21 protein-coding genes are annotated in these 22,011 nt (G+C 67.2%); 2 read left to right on the top strand and 19 right to left on the bottom strand.

Annotated features, from left to right (window positions below; translation table 11 throughout):
• Window positions 1–163: 163 nt before the first annotated feature.
• The 3 genes from trmD to rpsP form a co-directional block, all read right to left on the bottom strand.
• Window positions 164–1,036 carry a tRNA (guanosine(37)-N1)-methyltransferase TrmD gene (gene trmD / locus BXA00_RS18370; RefSeq protein WP_076519903.1) on the bottom strand — a complete coding sequence of 291 codons (873 nt, stop codon included), beginning with the start codon at window positions 1,034–1,036 and terminating at the stop codon, window positions 164–166.
• Window positions 1,036–1,653: a ribosome maturation factor RimM gene (gene rimM, locus BXA00_RS18365; RefSeq protein WP_076519902.1), complete on the bottom strand. Its 618-nt coding sequence runs from the start codon at window positions 1,651–1,653 to the stop codon at window positions 1,036–1,038. The genes trmD and rimM overlap by 1 nt, the downstream gene beginning before the upstream one ends.
• 146 nt (window positions 1,654–1,799) lie before the next feature.
• The gene (gene rpsP, locus BXA00_RS18360) at window positions 1,800–2,060 is read right to left on the bottom strand and encodes a 30S ribosomal protein S16 (protein ID WP_008165084.1); all 261 of its coding nucleotides are present in this window, start codon (window positions 2,058–2,060) and stop codon (window positions 1,800–1,802) included.
• Between the two features lie 441 nt (window positions 2,061–2,501).
• Here rpsP and BXA00_RS18355 point away from each other — a divergent pair, with 441 nt between their 5' ends.
• Window positions 2,502–3,083 carry a hypothetical protein gene (locus BXA00_RS18355; RefSeq protein ID WP_076519901.1) on the top strand — a complete coding sequence of 194 codons (582 nt, stop codon included), beginning with the start codon at window positions 2,502–2,504 and terminating at the stop codon, window positions 3,081–3,083.
• 67 nt (window positions 3,084–3,150) lie between these two features.
• Here the strand turns inward: BXA00_RS18355 and BXA00_RS18350 are convergent, their stop codons facing one another.
• From BXA00_RS18350 to panD, 14 genes are all read right to left on the bottom strand, one after another.
• A complete protein-coding gene (locus tag BXA00_RS18350; RefSeq protein WP_076519900.1) occupies window positions 3,151–3,420 on the bottom strand; it encodes a sulfurtransferase TusA family protein in 270 nt (89 codons plus the stop codon).
• Window positions 3,420–6,044, bottom strand: a complete 2,625-nt coding sequence (gene alaS / locus BXA00_RS18345; protein ID WP_076519899.1) for an alanine--tRNA ligase — start codon at window positions 6,042–6,044, stop codon at window positions 3,420–3,422. The genes BXA00_RS18350 and alaS overlap by 1 nt, the downstream gene beginning before the upstream one ends.
• Before the next feature lie 79 nt (window positions 6,045–6,123).
• Window positions 6,124–7,203 (bottom strand): prepilin, encoded by a 1,080-nt coding sequence (locus tag BXA00_RS18340; RefSeq protein ID WP_083714283.1) that lies wholly within the window; start codon window positions 7,201–7,203, stop codon window positions 6,124–6,126.
• On the bottom strand, window positions 7,200–7,817 hold the full coding sequence (locus BXA00_RS18335) for a type 4 pilus major pilin (protein WP_076519898.1): 618 nt from the start codon (window positions 7,815–7,817) through the stop codon (window positions 7,200–7,202). Before BXA00_RS18335 ends, BXA00_RS18340 begins: the two co-directional genes overlap by 4 nt.
• 63 nt (window positions 7,818–7,880) lie before the next feature.
• Window positions 7,881–9,017 (bottom strand): general secretion pathway protein, encoded by a 1,137-nt coding sequence (locus BXA00_RS18330; RefSeq protein WP_076522000.1) that lies wholly within the window; start codon window positions 9,015–9,017, stop codon window positions 7,881–7,883.
• On the bottom strand, window positions 9,010–10,761 hold the full coding sequence (locus tag BXA00_RS18325; RefSeq protein ID WP_076519897.1) for an ATPase, T2SS/T4P/T4SS family: 1,752 nt from the start codon (window positions 10,759–10,761) through the stop codon (window positions 9,010–9,012). The genes BXA00_RS18330 and BXA00_RS18325 overlap by 8 nt, the downstream gene beginning before the upstream one ends.
• Entirely contained in the window at window positions 10,758–11,273 is a 516-nt protein-coding gene (locus BXA00_RS18320) for a hypothetical protein (RefSeq protein WP_076519896.1), read from the bottom strand. The genes BXA00_RS18325 and BXA00_RS18320 overlap by 4 nt, the downstream gene beginning before the upstream one ends.
• Window positions 11,260–12,597 (bottom strand): hypothetical protein, encoded by a 1,338-nt coding sequence (locus tag BXA00_RS18315; RefSeq protein ID WP_231952104.1) that lies wholly within the window; start codon window positions 12,595–12,597, stop codon window positions 11,260–11,262. The genes BXA00_RS18320 and BXA00_RS18315 overlap by 14 nt, the downstream gene beginning before the upstream one ends.
• A 2-nt stretch (window positions 12,598–12,599) precedes the next feature.
• Window positions 12,600–14,189, bottom strand: coding sequence for a hypothetical protein (locus tag BXA00_RS18310; protein ID WP_076519895.1), 1,590 nt, complete (start codon window positions 14,187–14,189; stop codon window positions 12,600–12,602).
• Window positions 14,186–15,052, bottom strand: coding sequence for a TcpQ domain-containing protein (locus BXA00_RS18305; RefSeq protein ID WP_076519894.1), 867 nt, complete (start codon window positions 15,050–15,052; stop codon window positions 14,186–14,188). Before BXA00_RS18305 ends, BXA00_RS18310 begins: the two co-directional genes overlap by 4 nt.
• A 276-nt stretch (window positions 15,053–15,328) precedes the next feature.
• Window positions 15,329–16,669, bottom strand: a complete 1,341-nt coding sequence (locus tag BXA00_RS18300; protein WP_076519893.1) for an extracellular solute-binding protein — start codon at window positions 16,667–16,669, stop codon at window positions 15,329–15,331.
• 4 nt (window positions 16,670–16,673) lie between these two features.
• Window positions 16,674–17,930 carry a D-amino acid dehydrogenase gene (locus BXA00_RS18295; RefSeq protein WP_076519892.1) on the bottom strand — a complete coding sequence of 419 codons (1,257 nt, stop codon included), beginning with the start codon at window positions 17,928–17,930 and terminating at the stop codon, window positions 16,674–16,676.
• Window positions 17,931–18,056: 126 nt separating this feature from the next.
• Window positions 18,057–19,103, bottom strand: a complete 1,047-nt coding sequence (locus BXA00_RS18290) for a CDP-6-deoxy-delta-3,4-glucoseen reductase (RefSeq protein WP_076519891.1) — start codon at window positions 19,101–19,103, stop codon at window positions 18,057–18,059.
• Between the two features lie 69 nt (window positions 19,104–19,172).
• Window positions 19,173–19,541, bottom strand: coding sequence for an aspartate 1-decarboxylase (gene panD / locus BXA00_RS18285; RefSeq protein WP_050446262.1), 369 nt, complete (start codon window positions 19,539–19,541; stop codon window positions 19,173–19,175).
• Window positions 19,542–19,749: 208 nt separating this feature from the next.
• Here panD and sugE point away from each other — a divergent pair, with 208 nt between their 5' ends.
• Window positions 19,750–20,067 carry a quaternary ammonium compound efflux SMR transporter SugE gene (gene sugE / locus BXA00_RS18280; protein ID WP_076519890.1) on the top strand — a complete coding sequence of 106 codons (318 nt, stop codon included), beginning with the start codon at window positions 19,750–19,752 and terminating at the stop codon, window positions 20,065–20,067.
• A 19-nt stretch (window positions 20,068–20,086) separates the two neighbouring features.
• Here the strand turns inward: sugE and BXA00_RS18275 are convergent, their stop codons facing one another.
• Window positions 20,087–20,959 (bottom strand): MOSC domain-containing protein, encoded by an 873-nt coding sequence (locus BXA00_RS18275; protein WP_076519889.1) that lies wholly within the window; start codon window positions 20,957–20,959, stop codon window positions 20,087–20,089.
• Between the two features lie 123 nt (window positions 20,960–21,082).
• Window positions 21,083–22,009, bottom strand: coding sequence for an ectoine hydroxylase (gene thpD, locus BXA00_RS18270; RefSeq protein WP_076519888.1), 927 nt, complete (start codon window positions 22,007–22,009; stop codon window positions 21,083–21,085).
• Window positions 22,010–22,011: the final 2 nt, after the last annotated feature.

The following is a 22,011-nucleotide window of genomic DNA, read 5'->3' as shown; positions in this document are numbered from 1 at the left end:
CAGAAGCCCCGGACACGTTCCGGGGCTTTTGTTTTGCTTGCCGCGCAGACCGGCGTCCCGCGCATCGCGGGCGCAGCCGCGTGACGGCGACGAGCGGCAGATGGCGGACAGGCGGGGCGGAGACCCCTGCGGAAACATCAGGGGGAAACGGCCGGCGGAGACGTCAGGCGGCGTCGGTCGGCTTGGAAGCGCCGGCCGTGGAAGGCGCGGTGTCGGCGCCTGACGCCTTGCGCGGCCGGCGGCGGCGGGAAGGCGTCGTATCGGCAGGAAGCGGCGACCCGGCCAGCTCGGCCAGGAAACGCTCGTCCAGCTTGTTCAGCCAGCCCTTGGCTCGGGCTGCATCGATGAGCTCGGGCCGTCGCGCCGCGGTCAACGCCAGCGAGCGCTCACGGCGCCAACGCGCGATATTGGCATGATGCCCGCTCAACAAGGGAGCCGGCACCGGCTCGCCCTCATAGACTTCCGGGCGCGTGTAGTGCGGGCTGTCCAGCAGACCGGACAAGGTGTCGTTGAACGAATCCTGCAGGGCGGAATCGCCATCATTGAGCACGCCGGGCAAGAGGCGCACGGCGGCATCGATCACCGCGAGTGCGGCGATCTCTCCGCCGGACAGCACGAAGTCGCCCAGGGAGATTTCATGGGTGACGCAGCGATCGATGAACCGCTGGTCGACGCCTTCGTAGCGGCCGCAGATGAGGATGAGGCCATCGCTGGCGGCCAGGGCTTCAGCGCCCGCCTGGTCATAGCGCCGGCCCACGGGGGCCAGCAGCGCGACCGGCGCGGGACTTAGGCCTTGCTCGGCGCGGGATCGCTGAGCCGCACTGACGGCGGCCTCCAGGGGACCGGCCATCATGACCATGCCAGGCCCCCCGCCGTAGGGGCGGTCGTCCACGGTGCGATGCACGTCGTGGGTGAAATCGCGCGGATTCCAGGTGCGCAACTGCCACCGGCCCTGGGCATGGGCCCGGCCGGTGACGCCGAGGTCGCGCACCACCCCGAACATCTCGGGGAACAGCGTAACGACGTCGATACGCATCAGAAATCCGCGGGCCAATCGCTGTCGATGCGGCGGGCAGCCAGATCGACGGCGTGGATGTGCGCGCGTACGAACGGAACGAGCATTTCGGCGGGCCGGCCTTTGGCGTCCAACAGGGTCTCGGGACCTTGGTCCCCAGCCTTCTGGAGCTGGACCTTCAACACGGCATGCGCGCCGTTGTCGAGGACCTCGCTTACCACGCCTATCAGCGCGGGTTCGCCGTTGGCGCTGGAATACAGCGCGCAACCGATGAGATCGACCCAGTAGTATTCGTCTTCCTCGGGCGCGGGAAATGACCCGCGCGGCGCCTGCACGGTATGCCCGCGCAGCGCCTCGGCCTGGTCGCGATCCGTGATGCCCTGCAGTTGCGCCACCACGGTGGCGCCCTGCGAACGGGCTTGCAGGACCTTGAATGCGACAGGTGCAGACGCGACAGCGCCCCGCGCCAATTCAGGCACAGGGCGAGTCAACCACCATTGAGACGCTGAGAGCAGCACTTCGGCGTTGGCCGAATGCGGCTGCACTTTAACCCAGCCTTTCACACCGTAGGCTGCAGTGATGCGGCCAAGCTCGACCAAATCCGTGGGCGCCGCGTTGGAGGTTGCGGCATCAGGCATGTATCGTGCTCTTTATCGGGCTTAGATAGCTATGAATCAGCTATGAATGGTAGCTTTCAAGCGTGTAGCTTTCAGCGTGGAAAAACCAGCAGTTCGCGTATCAGCATCAGCCAAGAGTATCAGCCAAAAATACGCGACGCGGGCAATCAGGCCGCAGCGGAAACCTTGGCCGAGTATTCCTTGACCAGACGCTCGACGGCGGGCGACAGTTGCGCGCCGGTGCCGGTCCAGTACTGCACGCGATCCAGCGCAATGCGCAGGTTTTCCGTGCCTTCGCTAGCCACGGGGTTGTAAAAACCCACGCGCTCGATAAAACGGCCATCGCGACGGTTACGCGAATCGGTGGCCACCAGGTTGTAGAACGGACGCTTCTTGGACCCACCGCGGGCCAGGCGAATCACCACCATAGGTAATCCCTTGAATTAGTTGTGAAAAACGGGAAATTCTAGCACTGATTAAAGCCTGCTGGCAAATGGGAGTGCTGAATTCTGCGATGCGGCGCGATTTATATCCTAAAACACCACATCCGGGTATTCTACAAAACAAGGCCCCAGGCCCGCCGCAGCCCGAAGTGTAGCCTCCCCGCGCTGCTTGTGCCTGCAAACAGCCCGTTTTAATGCGTTTGAGCAGTTGTTGCGTCTGAAGAGCAATCTGATTGGAGCGATCGGATTCATGTCGACCCGCGCAAAACTCTACGCCACGTCTTTGCTGGTCGCCGTCCAGCGACCGCTTTCTCCCCCTCCCCGCCTCCCTGCCCGGCGTCCGGACTTATCGGACCATGCGGCCACGTCCCTGCTTTTTGCCCCACTTCCCCCCCACGAACTACCTTTCACTGGAGTGTGCACACCATGAAGAACCAAAAATCAGTCTTCGCTCCCGTCGCGCGCCTGGCTGTGGCTGGACTGCTGGCGGGATCACTTGCGTTGCCCACTGGCACATCCGCGCGGGTGATCGGCGCCGCACTGACCACGGCCTCGGGCCAGGTCACGGCGGTGGACCCGGCCAGCCGGACGATCACGCTGCGGGGCGCCGATGGGAACACCGTGGAAATCGTTGCAGGGCCGGACATTCGCAACTTCCAGCAAATCAAGCCGGGGGACACATTGACGCTGGACTATTACGAGTCCGTGGCGGTGGACGTGCGCCCGGCGGGCTCCGGCGCGCCGGAGGTCGTGACCGAGACCGCGGCCACCCGCGCGGCCAAGGGCGCGATGCCGGGCGGCGCCATCGGCCGGCAGACCACGATCACGGCCGAGATCTGGCATATCAATCGCAGCGCGAATCTGGTCATATTGAAGGGGCCCCAGGGCGGCAGGCGCACCATCCAGGTCCGAGACCCGGCCCTGCGCGAGAAGCTTCAGCAGCTCAAGGAAGGCGATCTGGTGGACTTCACGGTCACCCAGGCGGTCGCCGCGGCCATCCACAGATAGACGGCGCGGCATGAAACAAGGCCCGCGATGAGCGGGCCTTGACGTTTGGGCGCGGGAGGTCGGCGGACTAGCGTCGGCGCAGGAAATGCACGCAGCGCCCCTCGGCCTCTTGCTGCGCGACCAGCGTGTTGCCGGTCTGGCGGGCAAAGGCCTGGAAATCGCGGAGGGCATTGCGGTCGGTGGTGATGACGCGCACCACCTGTCCGCTTTCCATCTGCGCAAGCGCCTTCTTTGCCCGCAGAATGGGCAAGGGACAGGTCAGGCCGCTGGCATCGACCTCTTGCTCGAAGGCCGGCGCCTGGGCGCCGGCATCGAGGCTGGAATCGACGTCGCTCATCAGAGGCGCTCGTCCACCCACTTCTGCACCCCGGCGATGGCCGCGGGGAGCGCGGCGATGTCCGTGCCGCCGCCCATGGCCATGTCGGGACGGCCGCCACCCTTGCCGCCCACCTGGCCGGCGACAAAGCCCACCAGATCACCGGCCTTGATGCGGTCGGTCAGGTCGGCCGTGACGCCACCCACGACACTGATCTTGCCATCGGCAGAACCGGTGGCCAGCAGCACGACAGCGGGTTTCAGGCGGTCTTTCAGGTTGTCGACCATGCCGCGCAGCGCCTTGGGATCGACGTCGCCGATGCTGGCCGCCAGGACCTTGATGCCCTTGACGTCGACAGCGGCGCTGGACGCCAGATCGTTGCCGGCGCTGGCAGCGAGCTTGTTGCGCGATTGCTCCAGTTCCTTTTCGAGCGTCTTGACCTGATCCTGCACCTGCGCGATGCGCGCGGGCAGATCGGCGGGCGTGGTGCGCAGCATGCCGGCGACCTGGGTCAGCAAGGCGTTCTGGTTCTGCACCCATGCGAGCGCGTTATCGCCGGTGATGGCTTCGATGCGACGTACGCCCGCCGCCACGCCGCCTTCGGAGACGATCTTGAACAGGCCGATGTCGCCGGTGCGGCTGACGTGCGTGCCGCCGCAGAGTTCACGCGAAAAGCCGATATCGAGGACGCGGACCGTATCGCCGTATTTTTCGCCGAACAGCGCCATGGCGCCGCCCTTGACCGCGTCGTCATAGCCCATGACCTGGGCAACGGTGGGCTGGTTGGCCAGGACTTCGGCGTTGACGATGGCTTCGACGCGAGCGATCTGCTCGGCCGTCAGCGGTGCGTCCTGCGCAAAGTCGAAACGGGTCTTGTCGGGATCGACGAGCGAGCCGCGCTGTTGCACGTGCGCGCCCAGCACCTGGCGCAGGGCCTTGTGCATGAGGTGCGTGGCCGAGTGGTTGCGCACCGTGCGGGCGCGGCGCACGGCGTCCACGCGCGCCAGCAGCGTATCGCCGACCGACAGCGATCCGGATTCCAGCACGCCATGGTGGCCGGACACGCCAGCCTGGATTTTCAGGGTGTCGGCGACGGCAAAACGCACGCCATCGGCTTGCAGCAGACCGGTGTCGCCCACCTGGCCGCCGGACTCCGCGTAGAACGGGGTGGCGTCCAGCACGACGACCGCGCTCTGGCCGGCCTTCACTTGCTGGACCTGCGTGCCATCCACGTACAGGGCCGTGACCTTGACGTTGTCCAGTTCAAGTTTTTCGTAGCCTTCGAAGCGCGTCTCGGCGCCTTCGTAGCTGAGGCCTTCGGCCATCTTGAACTTGCCGGCGGCTCGGGCCTGGTCGCGCTGGCGCTCCATGGCGACTTCGAAGCCGGCCATGTCGACCTCGACTTCACGTTCGCGGCAGATGTCGGCGGTGAGGTCGACCGGGAAGCCATAGGTGTCGTAAAGCGTGAACAGCGTGGTGCCGTCCAGCACGCCGCCCTTGGGCACGTTGGCCAGGGCGGAGTCCAGGATGCGCATGCCGTGTTCGAGGGTTTCGCCGAAGCGCTCTTCTTCCTGCTTGAGCACCTGGGCCACGCGCTCGGCCGCGGCGGCCAGCTCCGGATAGGCCTCGCCCATTTCGGCGACGAGATCCGGCACCAGGCGATGGAAGAAAGGCTTGGTCTGGCCCAGCTTGTAGCCGTGGCGCAGGGCGCGGCGGACGATGCGGCGCAGCACGTAGCCCCGGCCTTCGTTGCTGGGAATCACGCCGTCGACGATGAGGAACGAGCAGGCGCGGATGTGGTCGGCGATGACCTTGAGCGAGTTGTCTTCCAGATCCTTGATGCCGGTTTCGCGCGCGGCGGCCGCAATGAGGTGCTGGAAGAGGTCGATTTCGTAGTTGGAATGCACGCCCTGCAGCACGGCGGCGATGCGTTCGAGACCCATGCCGGTATCGACACAGGGACGCGGCAGTCGCGGCATGTTGCCCGCGGCATCGCGTTCGAACTGCATGAACACGAGGTTCCAGATTTCGATGTAGCGGTCGCCGTCTTCTTCGGGGGATCCCGGAGGGCCGCCCCAGATCTCGGGGCCGTGGTCAAAGAAGATTTCCGAGCACGGACCGCAGGGGCCGGTGTCCGCCATCTGCCAGAAGTTGTCGGAGGCGTAGCGCGCGCCCTTGTTGTCGCCGATGCGGATGATGCGCTCGGTCGGCACGCCGACTTCCTTGGCCCAGATGTCATAGGCCTCGTCGTCTTCCTGGTAGACCGTGACCCAGAGCTTTTCCGCCGGCAACTTGTAGACCTGCGTCAGCAGCTCCCATGCGTACTGGATGGCGTCGCGCTTGAAGTAGTCGCCAAAGCTGAAATTGCCCAGCATTTCGAAGAACGTATGGTGGCGGGCGGTATAGCCCACGTTCTCCAGGTCATTGTGCTTGCCCCCGGCGCGCACGCTGCGCTGCGACGAGGTTGCACGCGTATACGACCGCGATTCCTTGCCCGTGAAGACGTCCTTGAACTGGACCATGCCCGAATTGGTGAAGAGCAGGGTCGGGTCGTTGCCGGGGACGAGCGACGACGAAGGGACGATGGTGTGTCCCTTGGACTTGAAGAATTGCAGGAACTGCTGGCGAATCTCGGAGGATTTCATCGTGGATGAAGCAGAATTTAGGGCGAATCGCCAATTATAGAGGGTTGGCGGGAAACCGCGGGAACGGGTTGGGGCGGGCTTAGCGGACGCAGACATAGCCGGTGGTCCAGCCTTCGGTTTCCGTCCATTTGCCGCCCGCCGACACAATGACGCCTGCGTAGCCTTCGGGGCACGAGCATTGGCCCGTGCGGGGATTGGCCGTGGAGACGCCGGTGTAATGAAAGCAGCCCAAGGGGTAATTGATGCTGAAGGCGCCGCCGAAGCCCCCGCTCGCCTGCATCCAGGCGCCCGACTCGCAGGAGAGCAGTTGGCCGACGGCGGACGTGGCCAGCGCCCCCGGTTGCGCGCCGCAGGCATGTCCGGGGACCTCCCGCGCGCCCACGGTGACGTGGCCGCCCGCATTGAGATCGCCCGCCACGGACAGCTTGCCTTGCAGGTCCGGGTCGCGGGTGTCGCGCAGCTTGACGTAGCCGCTCAGATCGGGCTGTCCGCTGCCCGCCCCCGCCCACAAGGCCAAGGTGCCGGGTGCGTAGGTGGGCGCCCCGGCGGCCGGGGGATTGGGAAAACTGTACGCGGCGCCCCGGATCTGCGCGGGCGCTTGCGGCCACACCGCCCCGCCGTAGCCCCCCGCCGCCTCGATGACGGCGGCCATGGCAAGAGGGTCTGGAACTTGCGTCCCCTTTTTCAGCAAAGGCTTGTCGGCATAGACGACGCCGTCCAGGCGACACGGCTCGCCCGGACACGTCGGACCGCGCCAGATCCGGATATCGGCGCCGAAACCCAGGGCCGACTGGTCGGGGAAATCGGCAGGCAGATGACCCTGGCCGCGCAGTTCGGCCAGGGTGGGCCGCAAGGCGTCGCCGAACAACGGCCGGCCCTGGTCGTCCGTAGGCGCCTCGCCCTTGGACAGTGCGTCGGCATGCCGCGACAGCACGCCGGCCACCGCCAGTCGAATCTGGGTCATCCATACGCCCGTGGATCGCGCCGCGGACGCCTCGATGACGTGGACGACTTCGTTGGAGGCCCAAATGGCGACTGCGGTGGTGATGGCCAGGGCCACGACCATCCCGACCAGGGAAAAGCCCGGCTGGCGCGCGCGGCTGCCGGCCCGGCACCAGTCGCGCCCCGGGACGCCGGGGCTGCGCAGGGGCGCGCTCATCTTGCGGTAAACACGAATGTGTTCACGTCGCCCTGGCTGCACTGCGCCTGGGCCTGCGCGGCGCGATAAGGCGTGGCGGGCTGGGCGATCGAGTCCTTGACGACCTTGGCGCCGCTGCTCCCGGTGATGGAGATGATTTCCGACACCCGCTGCAGCACGGAAGCCAGTGCCGGGCATGCCGCATGGCTGACGCTGGTGAGGGTGAGCGTGAACGCGGAGCCCATGCCCGCGCCATCGACGGCCGCGGGCTCGACCTCGACGGTGCCGCTGCCGCCGGTTCCACTGCCTCCCAGGCCGTGCGCCACGCTGGCCGCCGCACCCGTTCCCTGCACGGCAAGCACCGTCGAATCGCGCAGCGCGTTGGCCAGGGCGCCGGTATCGAGACCGATATAGGGCGTCACGCCGCCGCCCTGCGCATTGATCTTCATGCTGGCGATGAATCGTTGCAGTTCTTCGCCGACTTTGGGCACCTTGTTCTCGATGACGTAACCGCCGATGGCGGGGATGCCGACGATGGCGATGAGCAGGACGATGGCGGTGACGATGGACACTTCCATCAACGAAAACCCTTGCTGGCGCGCGGCGCCGAATCGAGACTTCCCGATTTCTTTCATGACTACCCTCTTTGAATAAAGCGCGCAGCGCGAGCCGCGCCGTTGTCGCCAACCCGTGATGCCCTACTGGCTGGCATAGAAATTCGTCAATGCCTGGCGTAGCTGGTCTATCACCGCGTAATGCCAGAGCGTGATGCCCAGCACCGTGGCGAGCGACGAGATCAGCAATGACCAGCGCAACACGAGCGCCTGTCGCCGCACCCGCGCCAGGAGCCGCGACTCGACGCGCAGGCGCACGCGAGCCAGGCCGGGCTCCACGCCCAATGCGTCCATCATGTCGGCCATGTACCACCAGGTTTCGGGATCCAGCAGCCCGGTGCCGAATATGTCGGCGCCGCTGGCGCCGGCGTCGATGCGGCTCAGCATGGCCTGCAGATGGGCGTGCAGCCACGGCGGCGCGTCCCGCCCCTGCACCGCCAGCGCGCGGCGCAACCGTGTGTCGGCCGCGCCGTGCTGCCTGATGAGCACCGCAAGCAACGACAGGAAGCGGATCGCCTGAAAATCGCGGTACAGCCGCCAGAGCAGCCAGCGTTCGAGCACGGCACGGCAATCGCCCGTGAGATTGGCCAGCGACCACAGGACCAGCAAGACGGCGCCGAAGATCAGGACAACCCATAGCGCGAGCCATTGCTTCAGTCCGCTGGCCAGCGCGAAGAGCGCACGGGTCAGCGGCGCGTAGTCTTCGGCAGGTACGACCTGGAAAACCTGCTGCAGCCGGGGAACGCTGAAGAACGGGATGGCGCACAGCAAGGCGAAGGCCACGATGGCCGCGACCACGCCGGTGGCGGCCGCCGACACCAATGCCCCCCAGGCCTCGGACGCGAGCCTGACGGCGCGGGCCAGATCCCGCAATGCCGCGGCCAGGTCGCCGCCCTCTTCCTGTACGCAGCTCAGCAACTGGCATTCGTTGTGCGGCAGCGTTTCCGACCACGCCACACCCAGATAGCCGCCAGCGTCGAGATAGGCGACCGCCCAGTGCTGGCAGAGACGGCCGCGCACCGTGTCAGGCCCGTAGCGGCGCGCGTCGTCCTCGAAAATGTCGCGCAGGCTCTTGCGCCCCTGCGTGCCTTCGACGACGTCGGCGAGGTAGTCGTAGTAGTCGGCACGCTGCGCGCGAAAGCGCAGCGCATCCCAGCGCAGGCGATGCTGGCCGCCGAAACGCGGCAACCAGGGGGAAGCACGTGGCGTGAGGTCAGGCATGGCGCCCCCCCACGGGCGCCGCCGCATGGATATCCGCATGGCTCAATGAGGCACCGATGCGTGGCGCGACGGGCAGTTCGAATCTGCGCAACAGCGTGCGGGGATCGATTTCGCCGAGACTGACCCGGTACACGGCGCAATCGAGCGCCCGCACGCCGTGCGCGGCGGCGTCGCGCCAGGCCGTGCCCGTTGCCTGCTGAAATTGCTGCTTCAGCCCCAGGTTGTCGCGCCGTCGCACCAGGTCCAGAAAGCCCTGCGCCCGCTCGGGTTCGATCATCTCGGCGGCGACGCAGCGGCCCGACGTGCCATTGAGTTCCGGCATGTGAGGGCGCCGGCAATAGGAACAGCCGGCCGCGTTGCGGACCTTGAGCGCATTGGCGTCCAGGCCGAAAGCCGCTTGCAGGCCATGCACCCAGCCGCGCCAGTCCCAGCCGCCCGCCTGCAGCGCGGCGCCGCGAGACCACAGGCTGTCGACCGGCAAGGCGCAGCCCTCGCAAAGCCTTGGCAGCAGGGTCTGGTAGACGAGCAGCTTCAGGATGCCGGGCGACGCAAGTAATTCGCGCGAGACGCCGATCGCATCGGAAGCCAGCCGCTCGGGGATCATCGCGGCCGAAGCGGCGTGCGTCGTCGCATACAGGCTGACGCCCGAACTGGCGAGGTCCATGAAGGCGCGGCCGGTCTGGATGTCGCGGATTTCGCCGATCAGCAGGTCATTCATGGCGGACCGCTTGATAGTCTTGAGCTTGGCGTCCAGCGTGGGCCAGGCCGAATCCGCGAGCGCCCCCGACAGCGTGTTCTGCAGCGCATTGCCGATGTGGTATTCCACCGGGTCTTCAAGCGTGATGACCTTGCGCGTCGGTGCGATGCCGCGCATCAATGCGGCGATGGTGGTGGACTTGCCGGAGCCGACCACGCCCGCCAGCACGATCGCCCCGCCCTCGCGCTCGCGCGCCCGCAAGAGGGTTTCGGCTTGCCCCGGCAGGTAGCCCAGCGCCTGCAGGTCGCCATTGACGGTGGCGTCCAGGCGCAGGATGCGCAGGCACACCGAGGGTCCCGCATCAGCGGCCAGCGAGGCCCAGCGCAAGACGATGGGCGCCGAGTCGACGTCCAGCGAGATGCGTCCCTGTTGCTCGACCGCCGGATCGAACACGGCGCCGTTTCCGCCGCGCACGTCCATCCATGCCACGGCCAGGACTTCGAGCAAGGTGGCGCTGGACAGGCCGGCGAACCGATCGGTGCCGACATATTCGCCGTGAATGGTGTAGCGGATTTCTCCCGTGTCGCGCCGTTGGTCGACGTTGATGTGGACATCGCTGGCGCCCTGCATGACGCCCCAGCGGACGATGTCGAGAAACAAGGCCGCCAGCGCCGAGGCGCGCTCGGCCTGATTGGCGCGGGCCAGGCGCCCCGGTCCCGACGGCACGAACTGGCCGCGCGCGATCATCAGCAGGAGCGGCGCGGGTAGCATGTAGCGCGCGGGCTGCGCCAGGCGGTACCCCGCCGCCCTGACCATGCGTTCGACCTCGTCGATCTGGTCGCCCACGGTGTATTCCTTCACGGCGAAGATCGCGGCCTCGCCGCCTTCGAGCAGGACCGGGCACAGCCGGCCGGCAAGCGAGGCCAGGTCGAACTGGCGGCCCAGCGCGCGGACGAATGCCGGATCCAGGCTCGCGACGTCTTCAGGCGTGTGCAGTTCGGGGACGCGCTCGCCCGCCCCGGCGGGAAGCAGGGTTTGGTTCGTCATGGCCGCGGGCCTCGCGCTTCCAGGCATGCAGTCTGGTCGCGGCCGTCTCGATGCAGGCGCACGCAGGCGCCATCGATGGCCAGCAGCCGATACGGCTCCAACGCGGCGCTTCCCGCCACGGGATCGGCGCGCCCCGCCCGGTAACGCAGCAGCGACCCGTTGACGACAATGTCGACGTTAAGGCTGCGCGCCGTGCCGAATATCGCGGCCACCCGGATGTCGTCGCGCAAGCGCGCGGGCGCGGGCGGCTCGGACGCCATGTCGGCTCCGTCGCCCGCGGCGCAGATGCCCGGCACGCGGCAAGCCGCCAGCGCGGCGGCGGCATCCGCGCGCAGCAGCGTGCGCACGGTTTCGGCTTCCGGCCAGGGCTGCAGGTCCGTTGCCGCGGCCGACCCGGCCTGCGATGGTGCCGGCGAGGCTGCCGTGGCGGTCAACGTCAGCCCGATGACGAGACCGAAGAATGTCCGTCCGACGACGCGGCGGCGATCGAAGCGATGTTTAGTCCATTTCATAGAGATCTCCCTGCAATTCGGCGACGAGCGCGCTGGCCGCCAGACTCGGCCGCGCCTGCGGCTGCACGTCCACCACGAGGCGCGACCAGCGGACCGCGGAGACGGGGCCGGGCATCAGCGCCATGGAGCGCAAGGGCCCGTGCAGCACGAGGCTGCGGCGCCGGATCGCGGGCATGTCCGGCGCCGCTGCGCCGGCTTGCGCGGCAGAGGCGCGCCCCGCCGCCGGCACGCTCGGCATCCGGGGCACGAGCGGCGTGGACGGCGACAACGTCACGGAAGCGAATGCCGGCCGCAGCCCTTGCAGCCCGCCGGCCACCCGCGTGTCGACCTGCAAAGCGGTAGGCAGCGTCATATCGGCCAGCCGGATCGGGGCCGACGCCACTTGCCACGCCAGCGTGGCTTCCTCGAGCGGTTTGAACGACACCTGCCAACCGGCGGGGCGCAAGGCGTAAAGACCGTCATTGGTGGCGAGCGGATGGGCCCTGGCGTACACGGCGGTGCAGTGCCAATGCTGGGGTCCGGCTTCGCACTGGGCGCGGCGCAAGGCCCAGCCCTGCACCTGCACGGGCAGCGCGGCCACCCCGGCCAGCAGGCGCATGAGGCCCGCGGCCGGATGCAGGGTCGTACCGCGAAGCATGGCGTGGTACGCATCGACCACCGGGTCCCGGACCTGAACCGGCTCGGGCCGGACGGCCTCTTTGCGCCAGAGCGGCTTGACGGTGCCGTTCCACACCAAGGGCGCCCCGGCGGCCAACCCGAGGCAGGCAAGAAAGAGACGCAACGCGACGGGCAGTTCGGCCCAGCGCGTGGGCAACGCCGTCAACGCCGCGCCCGGTTCCACAGCCTGCACCAGCGCGGTCCAGACCTGGTCGGCGGGGTGCTCCTGCAAGGAAGGACGTTGCGCGATCAACGCGCGCCGTTCCTGCTGCGCGTCGTCGAACGAACCGAACACCCGGTCCGTCTGCGACAGGACCGCGCCGCCCTGCGCGGCCACCAGCCAATGCCGCCCATCCGGCAGGCGGACCAGGCTATGGCCGCCCTGCGGGTACAGCAAGGCAAACAGCTGCGCGGCCGACTGCAAAGGCGCCGCGTCCCCGCCCTGCGCGCGGCGGCCCCGGCGCAGGCCCGGACGCGCGCGCCCATAACCGGCCACCATCGCGGGGGACCCGCCCACCACGTAATGCGTTGCCCGCAAGCGACGCCCGCGTGACCGCGCCAGCCGGGGGACGTTGGAGCCGATCAGCGCGAACCAGCGCAGGCCGAACGCCAGCATCCGCTCCGAGCCTGGGCATTCGATCAGCAGGAAATGGGGAGCGCGGTTCACGTTCAGTACCCTTCCTCGACCTGGGCCGTTACCAGGACCAGGGTCGTCAGGCGCTCGGAGGCGGCGCTGTCCATGCCGCCGGCAAGCAGCGGCATGCCGGGCGCGAGCCGTTGGCGATCATGCTGGTCCTGCTTGCGATCAAAGCCCGCAACGATCATGGGCTGCCCCGGGCGCAGCTCGATCTGCTGCACGGTGCCGCTGCCGTCGATGGTGATCTGCTGCACCTGGACCTGGTTGGCGTTTTCTCCGAAGGTGATGGTCTTCAGGGGTTGCGCGACCGCGTTGTCATAGGCGATCGACAAGAGGATCTGTCCGTCTTCCTGGACGTCCGGCACCAGCGTCAGGAACGAGCCGACGGTTTCCTCTTTCTGACTGATGGATACGGCGGGCAGCGAACCGTTCGCGCCCGCGGACGTCATGCCCGGGACGGCGGTGCTCTGCACCCGATCGATGTAGGAAAACGTGGTCCTGACCGCATGGGTGACCGGACGGCGGTTCAGGGTGAGGACCGGAATCTTGCTGTGCCGCACGACCGCCCCCATGGCGCTGAGCGCCGATACGATGGCCTGCGAGCCCTGGAACGGCCCCGTGCCGGCCGCCGCCTGCAACAGCCCGGCGCCGGTGGCGGGCGTGCCGGGCACGGCGAGCCGCGCCGTGGCGCCGGCCGCCGCATACAGGGCGTTCCAGTCGATGCCGGCCGAGGCTTCGCTATTGGCGATGAGCGTGATTTCTTCGAAGACGAGGCGAACGCGCCGGGTCAGCGCCTTGTTTTCGCGTTCGAGGTAGCGCGCGACGCGGTCCAGCGCGTCCGGCGTATCGGTGACGACCAGCGCGGCCGCGCCTTCGACGGGCTCGGCGATCACGCCGGACCGGGTGAGGAACGGCAGGATGTTCGCGCGCAGGATGGCCAGCGCGTTGTGCTCGCCCGCCGACAGCGTGGTGTTGGAGGTGCTTTCGAAGCCCTCGCCTTCCGCGCTGCCCGACCGGCCCAGGCGCACGTCGACCTTGCTGGCCAGCGTCAGGGCCCGCAGGTCGAAGACGCGCGTTTCGGTCCGGTAGAACTCGAGCGCATTGTGTTCGTAGCGCCAATAAACAGAAAAGCGCGCGGCCAGCGCGTCGAGCAGATCAGCGAGCGGCTGGGGATCGGCGCGCACCTCGATGCGCGCGGGCGCGGCCAGGGCGATCGACCCGCTGATGGCAAGCCGCGGCAGGAACTGATCCTGCGGCAGCAACGCGTCCGGACGCACCCGAACCGCGATGCCCGTGGCGGCGGTCAGGCGCTGGGCGAGCGTGGACAGGTCGGCGTCGTCGGCCAGCATCAGCGTGGTCTGCACGTTTTCGCGCAGCGCCGGGGGCAGCACGACCTCGCGGGCAAGCGGTTGCGGCTTGCCCGCGAGCCAGGGCGTCGATACTTCCTGCGCGGCAAGGCGCGCCTGGCGATCGGACAGGCCGTCGGCATACGCCTGATGGCGTGCGGCGACGTCGGCATGCCGGCCTTTGGCGCTGCGATGCATGTCCGAGACCTGCCCGGTGACCGAGCAGCCGGCCAGCATGCCGGACAACGTGGCGAACGCTAGCAGTCTCGGGCTCATGCCGCGGCTCCTTGTGGCGTTGCCGCGCGCGAGCAGGACTGTGCCAGCGGCACGACGCGCAGCACGCGATTGCCGTAGAAGCAGGGCTGCAGGGGCCGGTCGGCCAGTTCCGTGGCGCCGAGCAGTCCGCGCACCGCAGTCTTGAAGTCGCCGGAGAATTCAGCGGTGGCGGCCAGTGGAATGTCGACGTCCACGGCCCAGTGCTGGGGCTGGAACGTCCAGCCTGCCGCATCGGCCCAGCGCGCGAGCACCGCCCGCAACGTGGCGTCGGGCGGCGCCGCGCGAAACAGGGATGCCTGTGCGGCATCAGGCGCGCGCCTGGATGCGGCTTCGTTGACGGCGGCGTCCTTGACTGCGGCGTCCTTGTACGCGGCGGCCGGCGACTCTGCCGCAAGCGCGGCAGCCGCCGCCAGATCCGTCCGCGGGTGCGTCGGGTCGGTAGCGACAGGCGCCGGCAATGCGGCGCCGGTCTGCGGACCCTGCGCCGAAACAGCAGCCAAGGACGTCGCGCGCAGCGCCCTGGCGGTCAGCCGCCCGCCGCGAAACGCCAGCCCTTTCCACGCGCCACCGACCACGACGTAGGGGTCGCGCCGCACGTACGGCAAGGCGTGTTCGCCGTCGGCGCCGACGCCAAAGATGGCCGGCAGCGGCTGGCCGGGCTGGAACTGCAGCCAGGTCTCGCGCCCATCGTCGAAGACCTGCAGGGGCGCGACGGCGGGATCGCCGGATAGCTGCCAATCAAAGCGGAAGCCTTGCGCCGACGGACGGGCCGCCTGCCAGGAGGGTGCGCCCGGGCCGGGGCCCGACCACGAGCATGCGCCGAGACAGGACAGCCCGGCCGCCAGGAAGAAGATTCGTACCATGCCTCACCGCGAGCAAAAGGCGCATCGGAAGCGACACGCATGAGCGGCATGTTGGCCGAGCGCTTGAGGCGCCGCCAGACTGGCATGTACGCATGGATGGATTCATCCACCCGGCCGACGACGCATCAACGCATCGACGGATCAACGGATCAACGCATCGACGCATCAACGGATCGCCGAATCGACGAATCGGCAGGCGAAAAAAAGCCCGGTCCGAAGACCGGGCGATTTCACTGCGTCACGCGGCGCGCGCGAGAGCGGCGCCGCGTGCGGCGTTCAGCGCTGCGCGGCGATGCTGCGCGCCTGCGAGGCGGCGTTGTTCAGCGCAGCGACGGGCGGCACCTTGCCTTCGAAGGCATCGGTGAGCTCCTTGTTCAGCACGGGCTCGATGCGCTCGTAGTTGGCCATGCGGAAGCCGCGGCTGTTGGCCACGGGCTTGGCGCTCATCGAGGCGATCAGCGTCTGCGCGCCCGGAATGCGGCTGTAGAACGACACATCGGACGCGCGGAACGCGGCTTCCGTCAGCGGCAGGTAGCCCGTGCGCTGATGCCATTCAGCGGCGACGACCGGCTTAGACAGCCAGGCCAGGAACTGGGCCGTGGCTTTTTCCTGCGCCTGGGGATGGCCTTGCAGCGCCCACAGGGCCGAACCGCTCACGAAGGGCTTGCCGCCTTCCTTGGTGGCCTGCTCGTAGTAGGGCAAGGGAGCCACGCCGAAGGACAGCGACTTGGTGGCCAGGAACTGGCCGAACGCGCCCGAGTTGGACGTCAGCACCGCGCATTCGCCCTTGGCGAACAGCTTGTCGCTGGCGTTGTCGCCCGAGTGCGCCATGAACAGCAGCGACCGCTTCCAGCTCACCATCATCGAGATGTGGCGCATGTACAGCGTATCGAACTGCATGGCGGGCGCGACGGACTTCTTGGAGACCGCGTCCAGGCCGTTGTTGTTGCTGGTGAACTGCTGGTTGTTGATGGGCGCCAGATTTTCGAGGTGGACCGAGACCTGGTCGCTGGACGCGTAGGGGCAATCGATGTCGGCCACGTCGCGCAGCTTCAGGAGATCGGCCTGCAAGGCGGTCCAGGTGCGGGCCGGCTTGTTGGGATCGAGGCCGGCCTTCTTGTAGGCCGCGGTGTTGTAGAACATCACCGGGACTTCGGCCATCCAGGGGAACGCCAGGATGCGGCCCTTGCTGTCGCGCGTGAAGCTGCTGGTGGCCGGGATGAACCAGTTCAGGTCCTTGATCGGGTATTTGGCCAGCAGTTCATACAGCGGGAGGACCGCCTTGTGCTGGGCCACGACTTCCGGCGAGTGGTTGTCCGACAGTTGCAGCAGGTTCGGGCCCTTCTTGGCCTTCACCGCGGACACGGCCTCTTGTTCCAGGGCGCCCGGCGTCGCGAAACCGCGAAGCGTCACCCGGACGTCGTCCTGTTCCTTGTTGTATTGCTTGGCGAGCTTTTCGAACTCGGCCTTGTTTGCGTCGGTCAGGGTGTGCCAGACCTGGATTTCGACGGGTGCGGCGTTTGCCACGCCTGCCATCGCCATCGCGGCGCCGAACACCCATGCTCGCCGGCTGGCGAACATCGCGCGGGCAACGCCCGCCAATTGCAGTTTCTTCATAGGTTCACAGACCAAGAAAAGGGAATTCCGGTTCTGGCCGCCGTCCACTGAGCAGATCGGCCAATGCCCGGCCCGAGCCAACACCCATCGTCCAGCCAAGCGTACCGTGTCCTGTATTGATATACAAATTCGGAATGCGGCTGCGGCCGATGATGGGCACGTTCGAGGGAGTGGACGGGCGCAAGCCCGCCCAATAGCTGACGCGCTCGAAATCGAGCGCGTCGGGAAAGAGCGATCTGGCGAGGCGAGTCATGGCTTCGCAACGACCAGAATTGAGACTGCGGGAATAGCCGGACAGTTCCGCCGTGCCCGCCATGCGCAGCCGGTCGCCCAGGCGCGAGAAAACGACCTTATGGCTGCTGTCGGTGAGGCTGACGGTCGGGGTCGCATCCGGATTCAAGACCGGGAACGTGGCCGAATAACCCTTGGCCGGATACACGTTGCACGGAATGCCCAGCGGACGCAGCATCACCGGGCTGAAGCTGCCCATGGCCACGACGTAGGCGTCGGCCGACAGGCTGGTGTAGCGGCCGTCGGGCTGAATGAGTTCCACGCCCGTGACGGCCCCGCCCTGCGTGAGCAGCCGGGTCGCGCGCGTGCTGTAGCGGAACTCGACCCCGGCACGCTCGCAGTGCTGCGCCAGCGCGACGGTAAATAGGTGCACGTCCCCGCTTTCGTCCTCGGGCGTGTAATCGCCCCCGACGATCGTGGCGCGATGCGGCGCCAGCGCGGGCTCGATGGCCACGACTTCGTCGGCCGTGACGACGCGGCGCTCGACGCCAAAGTCGCGCATCAGGCCGGCGGCGCGCTGCGAGTTTTCGAATTCGTGGGGATCGCGATAGAAATTCAGGATGCCGCGTTCAAGGTGGTCGTACTGGATGCCGAGCTCGGCGCGCATGCCGCGCAAGGTAGCGCGGCTGTACTCCGCCATGCGCACCATGGCGCGGATATTGGGGGCAAGCCGGCCGGGCATGCATTCGCGCAGGAATGCCAGGCCCCACATCCATTGCCGCCAGTCCAGTTGCGGACGGAAAAGCAGCGGCGCGTCGTCGCGGAACATCCACTTGAGCAGCTTGAGCGGCGCCTGGGGATTGGCCCAGGGCTCGGCGTAGGAGACGGAAATCTGCGCGCCATTGGCGAGGCTGGTTTCCTGCGCGGGACCGGTGCAGCGGTCTATGACCACGACGTCATGACCGGCCTGGCTTAGCCACCAGGCGCTGGAGATGCCGATAATGCCGCTACCCAATACCGCTACTTTCATGCCCGCATCGCTCCTTGCATGCCGGTTCTGGGGGCGGACCCGATGTCCGCGCAGCCCGGCAAGCCGCTGCCAAAGCAGTTTACCTTGCCGTTTTGCAGCCGCCTAAGTAATAAAAAAACATACGACTTACGACCCGGCCTTCGCCAGATCGGCCTCGGACGTGAAGGCGTCCGCGTAGAACTCTTCCGGCGGCAGGCCGTTCTGCGCGCTGAACTCGCGGCGCGCCGCATCGACCATCAAGGGCGTGCCGCAGGCATAGACCTGGTGGCCGGACAGGTCGGCGATGTCTTGCATGACGGCTTCGTGGACGAAGCCGGTGCGGCCAGTCCAGTTGTCTTCCTGCAGCGCGTTGGACACCACGGGCACGTAGCGGAAGTCCGGAAGCTGGGCCGACCAGGACTGCGCCAGCGCGTCCATGTAGAGGTCTTGCGGACGGCGCCCGCCCCAGTACAGCGCGACGGGGCGGCTGATGTTCTTGTGGATCATGTGTTCCACGATGGCCTTGACCGGCGCGAAGCCCGTCCCGCTGGCCAAGAGGACGATGGGCTTGTCGCTGTCTTCGCGCAGGAAGAACGATCCGAACGGCCCTTCCAGGCGCAGGATCTCGCGTTCCTTCATCTGCGTGTCGCCGGCGCCGAACACGTGGTCGGTAAACAGGCCCCCGGGCATGTGGCGAATGTGCAGTTCAAGCGGGCTGCCGGTGTGCGGAGCGCCCGCCATCGAGTAGCTGCGGCGGCGGCCGTCCTTCAGGATGATTTCGACGTACTGCCCCGCGTAGTAGCGGAACTGCTCGGAGGCCGGCAGTTGCAGCTTGAGCACCGTGACATCCGGCGCGACGCGCTCCATGGTCTGGACGCGCGACGGCAGCTTGCGGATCTGGATGTCGCTCGCCAGCCGGACCTCGGTGGACTCGACCACCAGGTCGGACTGGGGCCGGGCCTGGCAGAACAGGGTGAAGCCGTCGGCCAGTTCTTCCGGCGACAGGATCTGCGCGGGGTACTGGCCGGCGTCGAACTCCCCGGACACCACTTTGCCCTTGCAGGTGGAGCATGCGCCATTGCGACAGCTATAGGGCAGGACGATGCCCGCCGCCAGCGCGGCGTCGAGCACGGTCTGGCCGGGCTCGACCGGGAATTGATGCTTGCTGGGTTGGATGATGACCTGGAAGCTCATGATGAAACGGTTCAGAGGCGACGAAGCGCTATCCGGCCGAGCCGGCATGGCGCTTCGCCCGGCCCGGCGTCACGCCGGGAACTTGCGGATTTCCTTGACGCGGTTGGCGTCGTCGACCAGCACCACCTGGGGCTTGTGCGTGGCCGAATCTTCTTCGGACATCGGGCCGTACGTGCAGATGATCAGCAGATCGCCCACCTGGGCCCGGCGCGCCGCCGCGCCGTTCAGCGAGATGGCGCCGCTGCCGCGCGCAGCCTTGATGATGTAAGTGTCGAAGCGTTCGCCATTCGTCACGTTGTAGAGCTCGATGCGTTCGAACTCGCGCATGCCGGCAGCGTCGAGGAGGTCTTCGTCGATGCCGCAAGATCCTTCGTAGTGAAGGTCGGCTTCCGTGACCGTGACGCGGTGCAGCTTTGCCCGCAGCATGATGCGTTGCATAAAAATATCCTGGTTTCGCGGCCCGGAACGCGAAGTGTTGCTAGGTTGATGCCCGGCATCCGGATCTGCCGTCGAAAGCCGGTATTCTATAATTTTTGCCGCAACGGGACGGCCCGTTGCTGCGCCCGGTCAAACGGCCGGCGCCTTTTCCGGGGACGACCCCATTTATGTCGGCATCTCGCCGGCATCGCAATCTTGGGAGTCGTGCATGACCTGGATCATCCTGGTGTTGGCTGGCCTGTTTGAAATCGTCTGGGCGGTCGGCCTGAAATACACCAACGGCTTCACCCGGCTGTGGCCGTCCGTCGTGACCGTGGCGGGCATGCTCATCAGCTTCTGGCTGCTGGCCCTGGCCATGAAAAGCCTGCCGCTGGGCACCGCCTATGCGGTGTGGGTGGGCATCGGCACGATCGGCGCCTTCGTGGCGGGCATCGTGCTCTTCGGTGAGTCGGCAAGCTGGCTGCGCATTGCCAGCGTTGCCTTCATCGTGCTGGGCCTGGTTGGCCTGAAGCTGTCCTCGCCGTGACGCCGCGGCGGGCGGCGGGTCAGAAATCCAGTTCGATGTCGACCGCGTCGCCCACTTTCAGCCGCGCGCCGGCCGGCGCATCCACGATGGCGTTCTGGCCGAATACGACGCCAATATCCAGATTGCGGTAGCCCGCCAGCGTGCGGCCCGGCTCTTCATATTGCTGGGCCGTGCGCTGGTCGATGTCGGGAATCGAGCAACGGGTGCACGGCTTGACGAACGCCATCCGTACGCCGCCCGCCGTGATCATGGCCGTGTGGTCTTCGTCGAAGGCCTCCCATTCGCCCTGGACCACGATGTTGGGACGGAACCGGTCCATCGGCACCGGGGCCGCCCCTTTGGCCTGCAGGCGGGCGTTCAGGTCGTCCAGCGAGGCCTGGTTGGCGATCAGGAGCGGAAAGCCGTCGGCAAAACCGAAGTGGTGTTCCCCCACGAAGGCATCGGCCAGATCGGGATGCGCGTCGGCCCAGCGCGATACCCAGTCGGGCTTGGCGTTGCGGCGCGCGGCGGCATCCACCTTGAGCAGGCGGCACGGCGTCTTGACGAATTCGGACAGCCACCGTTCCGCGGCCGCGCCTTCGCGCCGGGCGGAAATGGTGTCGCTCCAGACGCCCACCGTTTGCCCCTCGCCTTCCAGTCCAGATCCGTCCAGGGCGACCTCCAGGTCCGCCATGCCCGGGGCCGACAGGCGCAGCGCGTCCGCCGAGAGCGCCGTGCGGATCAGCGCCATGGCCGGCCATTGCCGCTGCGTCATGAACTGGCCGCCGTCATCCACGACCATCCAGCGCCGGTCATGCGCCAGGCCCGCGCGGTCGATGGGAGATTCGGTCAGGTCGATGCCCGCGCAGGATTTGACGGGATAGATGTGCAGGCTGAGGATACGGGCAGACATGGCGGCGATGGCTCAACGGGTTGCGAATGCCGCAGAGAATACAAGAAATGCGGCGCGCCGGGCCGCCGGCAAGAGACAAAAAAGGCCCGGGACGGGCCCGGGCCAGGTGTGGACGGCGGATGCTCAACCGCCAACCAGCTTCAACGCATCCAGCGGCGTGACCGCCTTGAATCCCTTGCGCGTCGCGATGTGCTCGGGACGCGGGGTCAGCCCGTACTTGGGCGGGTTCAGGGTGTTCTCCATGCTGTTGTAGACCATGAAGACATTGGCGCGCGGCCACGGCGAAATGTTGCTGTTCGAACCATGCATCGTGTTGCAGTCGAAGAACACCACGGAGCCGGCCTTGGCCGTCATCGTGCGGATGCCGCCCTGCTCCACCAGCAGTTGCAGGCTGACAGGATCCGGCACGCCGTATTCCTGCTTCTTCAGCGATTGCTTGTAGTGCTCGTTCGGCGTCTCGCCGACGCACGAGATGAACTGGCGGTGCGAGCCCGGCACCAGCATCAGGGGGCCATTGCACTCGTTGTTGTCGGTCAGCAGCACCGAGCAGCTGAGCGCGCGCATCGAGGGCATGCCGTCCTCGACGTGCCAGGTCTCGAAGTCCGAATGCCAGTAGAACTCCTTGCCCTTGAAGCCCGGCTTCATGTTGGCGCGCGACTGGTGGATGTAGACCTCGGAACCGAGGATCTGGCGCGCCACGTTGACCAGGCGCGGATCGCGCACCAGGCGGGCCAGCATGGGGTTGAGCACGTGCACCATGAAGATGGAACGCACGGCGTTGCTGCCCGGCTCGGTGATGGCCTCTTCGCGGCGCACGATCGACGGATCGCGCGTCATGCGCTCGACCTCGCCCGACAGGGCGCGCACTTCGGCTTCCGAGAACAGGTTTTCCAGCAGCAGGAAGCCGTCGCGGTCATACTGGCCGACCTGCTCGTCGGACAGCGCGCTGGCGTACTTGCCGTCTTCATAGACGACGGGATCCTGGCGGGAAATGATGGCGGAACCACGATCCGTACGGGAGGCGTACGGATCCTTCGCGGGTGAGATCATGC

This window comes from Achromobacter sp. MFA1 R4 (genome assembly GCF_900156745.1).
In the GTDB taxonomy this organism is placed as follows: domain Bacteria; phylum Pseudomonadota; class Gammaproteobacteria; order Burkholderiales; family Burkholderiaceae_B; genus Achromobacter.
Note: the sequence above shows the minus strand (reverse complement) of the source record. Positions and strands in the feature narration are given on the sequence as shown.

What these genes read in the sequence shown, in the direction of transcription:
- trmD (WP_076519903.1), bottom strand. Translation starts at nt 1,036, where the DNA reads ATGCGTATCGACGTCGTTACGCTGTTCCCCGAGATGTTCGGGGTGGTG.
- rimM (WP_076519902.1), bottom strand. Translation starts at nt 1,653, where the DNA reads ATGCCTGATGCCGCAACCTCCAACGCGGCGCCCACGGATTTGGTCGAG.
- rpsP (WP_008165084.1), bottom strand. Translation starts at nt 2,060, where the DNA reads ATGGTGGTGATTCGCCTGGCCCGCGGTGGGTCCAAGAAGCGTCCGTTC.
- BXA00_RS18355 (WP_076519901.1), top strand. Translation starts at nt 2,502, where the DNA reads ATGAAGAACCAAAAATCAGTCTTCGCTCCCGTCGCGCGCCTGGCTGTG.
- BXA00_RS18350 (WP_076519900.1), bottom strand. Translation starts at nt 3,420, where the DNA reads ATGAGCGACGTCGATTCCAGCCTCGATGCCGGCGCCCAGGCGCCGGCC.
- alaS (WP_076519899.1), bottom strand. Translation starts at nt 6,044, where the DNA reads ATGAAATCCTCCGAGATTCGCCAGCAGTTCCTGCAATTCTTCAAGTCC.
- BXA00_RS18340 (WP_083714283.1), bottom strand. Translation starts at nt 7,203, where the DNA reads ATGAGCGCGCCCCTGCGCAGCCCCGGCGTCCCGGGGCGCGACTGGTGC.
- BXA00_RS18335 (WP_076519898.1), bottom strand. Translation starts at nt 7,817, where the DNA reads ATGAAAGAAATCGGGAAGTCTCGATTCGGCGCCGCGCGCCAGCAAGGG.
- BXA00_RS18330 (WP_076522000.1), bottom strand. Translation starts at nt 9,017, where the DNA reads ATGCCTGACCTCACGCCACGTGCTTCCCCCTGGTTGCCGCGTTTCGGC.
- BXA00_RS18325 (WP_076519897.1), bottom strand. Translation starts at nt 10,761, where the DNA reads ATGACGAACCAAACCCTGCTTCCCGCCGGGGCGGGCGAGCGCGTCCCC.
- BXA00_RS18320 (WP_076519896.1), bottom strand. Translation starts at nt 11,273, where the DNA reads ATGAAATGGACTAAACATCGCTTCGATCGCCGCCGCGTCGTCGGACGG.
- BXA00_RS18310 (WP_076519895.1), bottom strand. Translation starts at nt 14,189, where the DNA reads ATGAGCCCGAGACTGCTAGCGTTCGCCACGTTGTCCGGCATGCTGGCC.
- BXA00_RS18305 (WP_076519894.1), bottom strand. Translation starts at nt 15,052, where the DNA reads ATGGTACGAATCTTCTTCCTGGCGGCCGGGCTGTCCTGTCTCGGCGCA.
- BXA00_RS18300 (WP_076519893.1), bottom strand. Translation starts at nt 16,669, where the DNA reads ATGAAGAAACTGCAATTGGCGGGCGTTGCCCGCGCGATGTTCGCCAGC.
- BXA00_RS18295 (WP_076519892.1), bottom strand. Translation starts at nt 17,930, where the DNA reads ATGAAAGTAGCGGTATTGGGTAGCGGCATTATCGGCATCTCCAGCGCC.
- BXA00_RS18290 (WP_076519891.1), bottom strand. Translation starts at nt 19,103, where the DNA reads ATGAGCTTCCAGGTCATCATCCAACCCAGCAAGCATCAATTCCCGGTC.
- panD (WP_050446262.1), bottom strand. Translation starts at nt 19,541, where the DNA reads ATGCAACGCATCATGCTGCGGGCAAAGCTGCACCGCGTCACGGTCACG.
- sugE (WP_076519890.1), top strand. Translation starts at nt 19,750, where the DNA reads ATGACCTGGATCATCCTGGTGTTGGCTGGCCTGTTTGAAATCGTCTGG.
- BXA00_RS18275 (WP_076519889.1), bottom strand. Translation starts at nt 20,959, where the DNA reads ATGTCTGCCCGTATCCTCAGCCTGCACATCTATCCCGTCAAATCCTGC.
- thpD (WP_076519888.1), bottom strand. Translation starts at nt 22,009, where the DNA reads ATGATCTCACCCGCGAAGGATCCGTACGCCTCCCGTACGGATCGTGGT.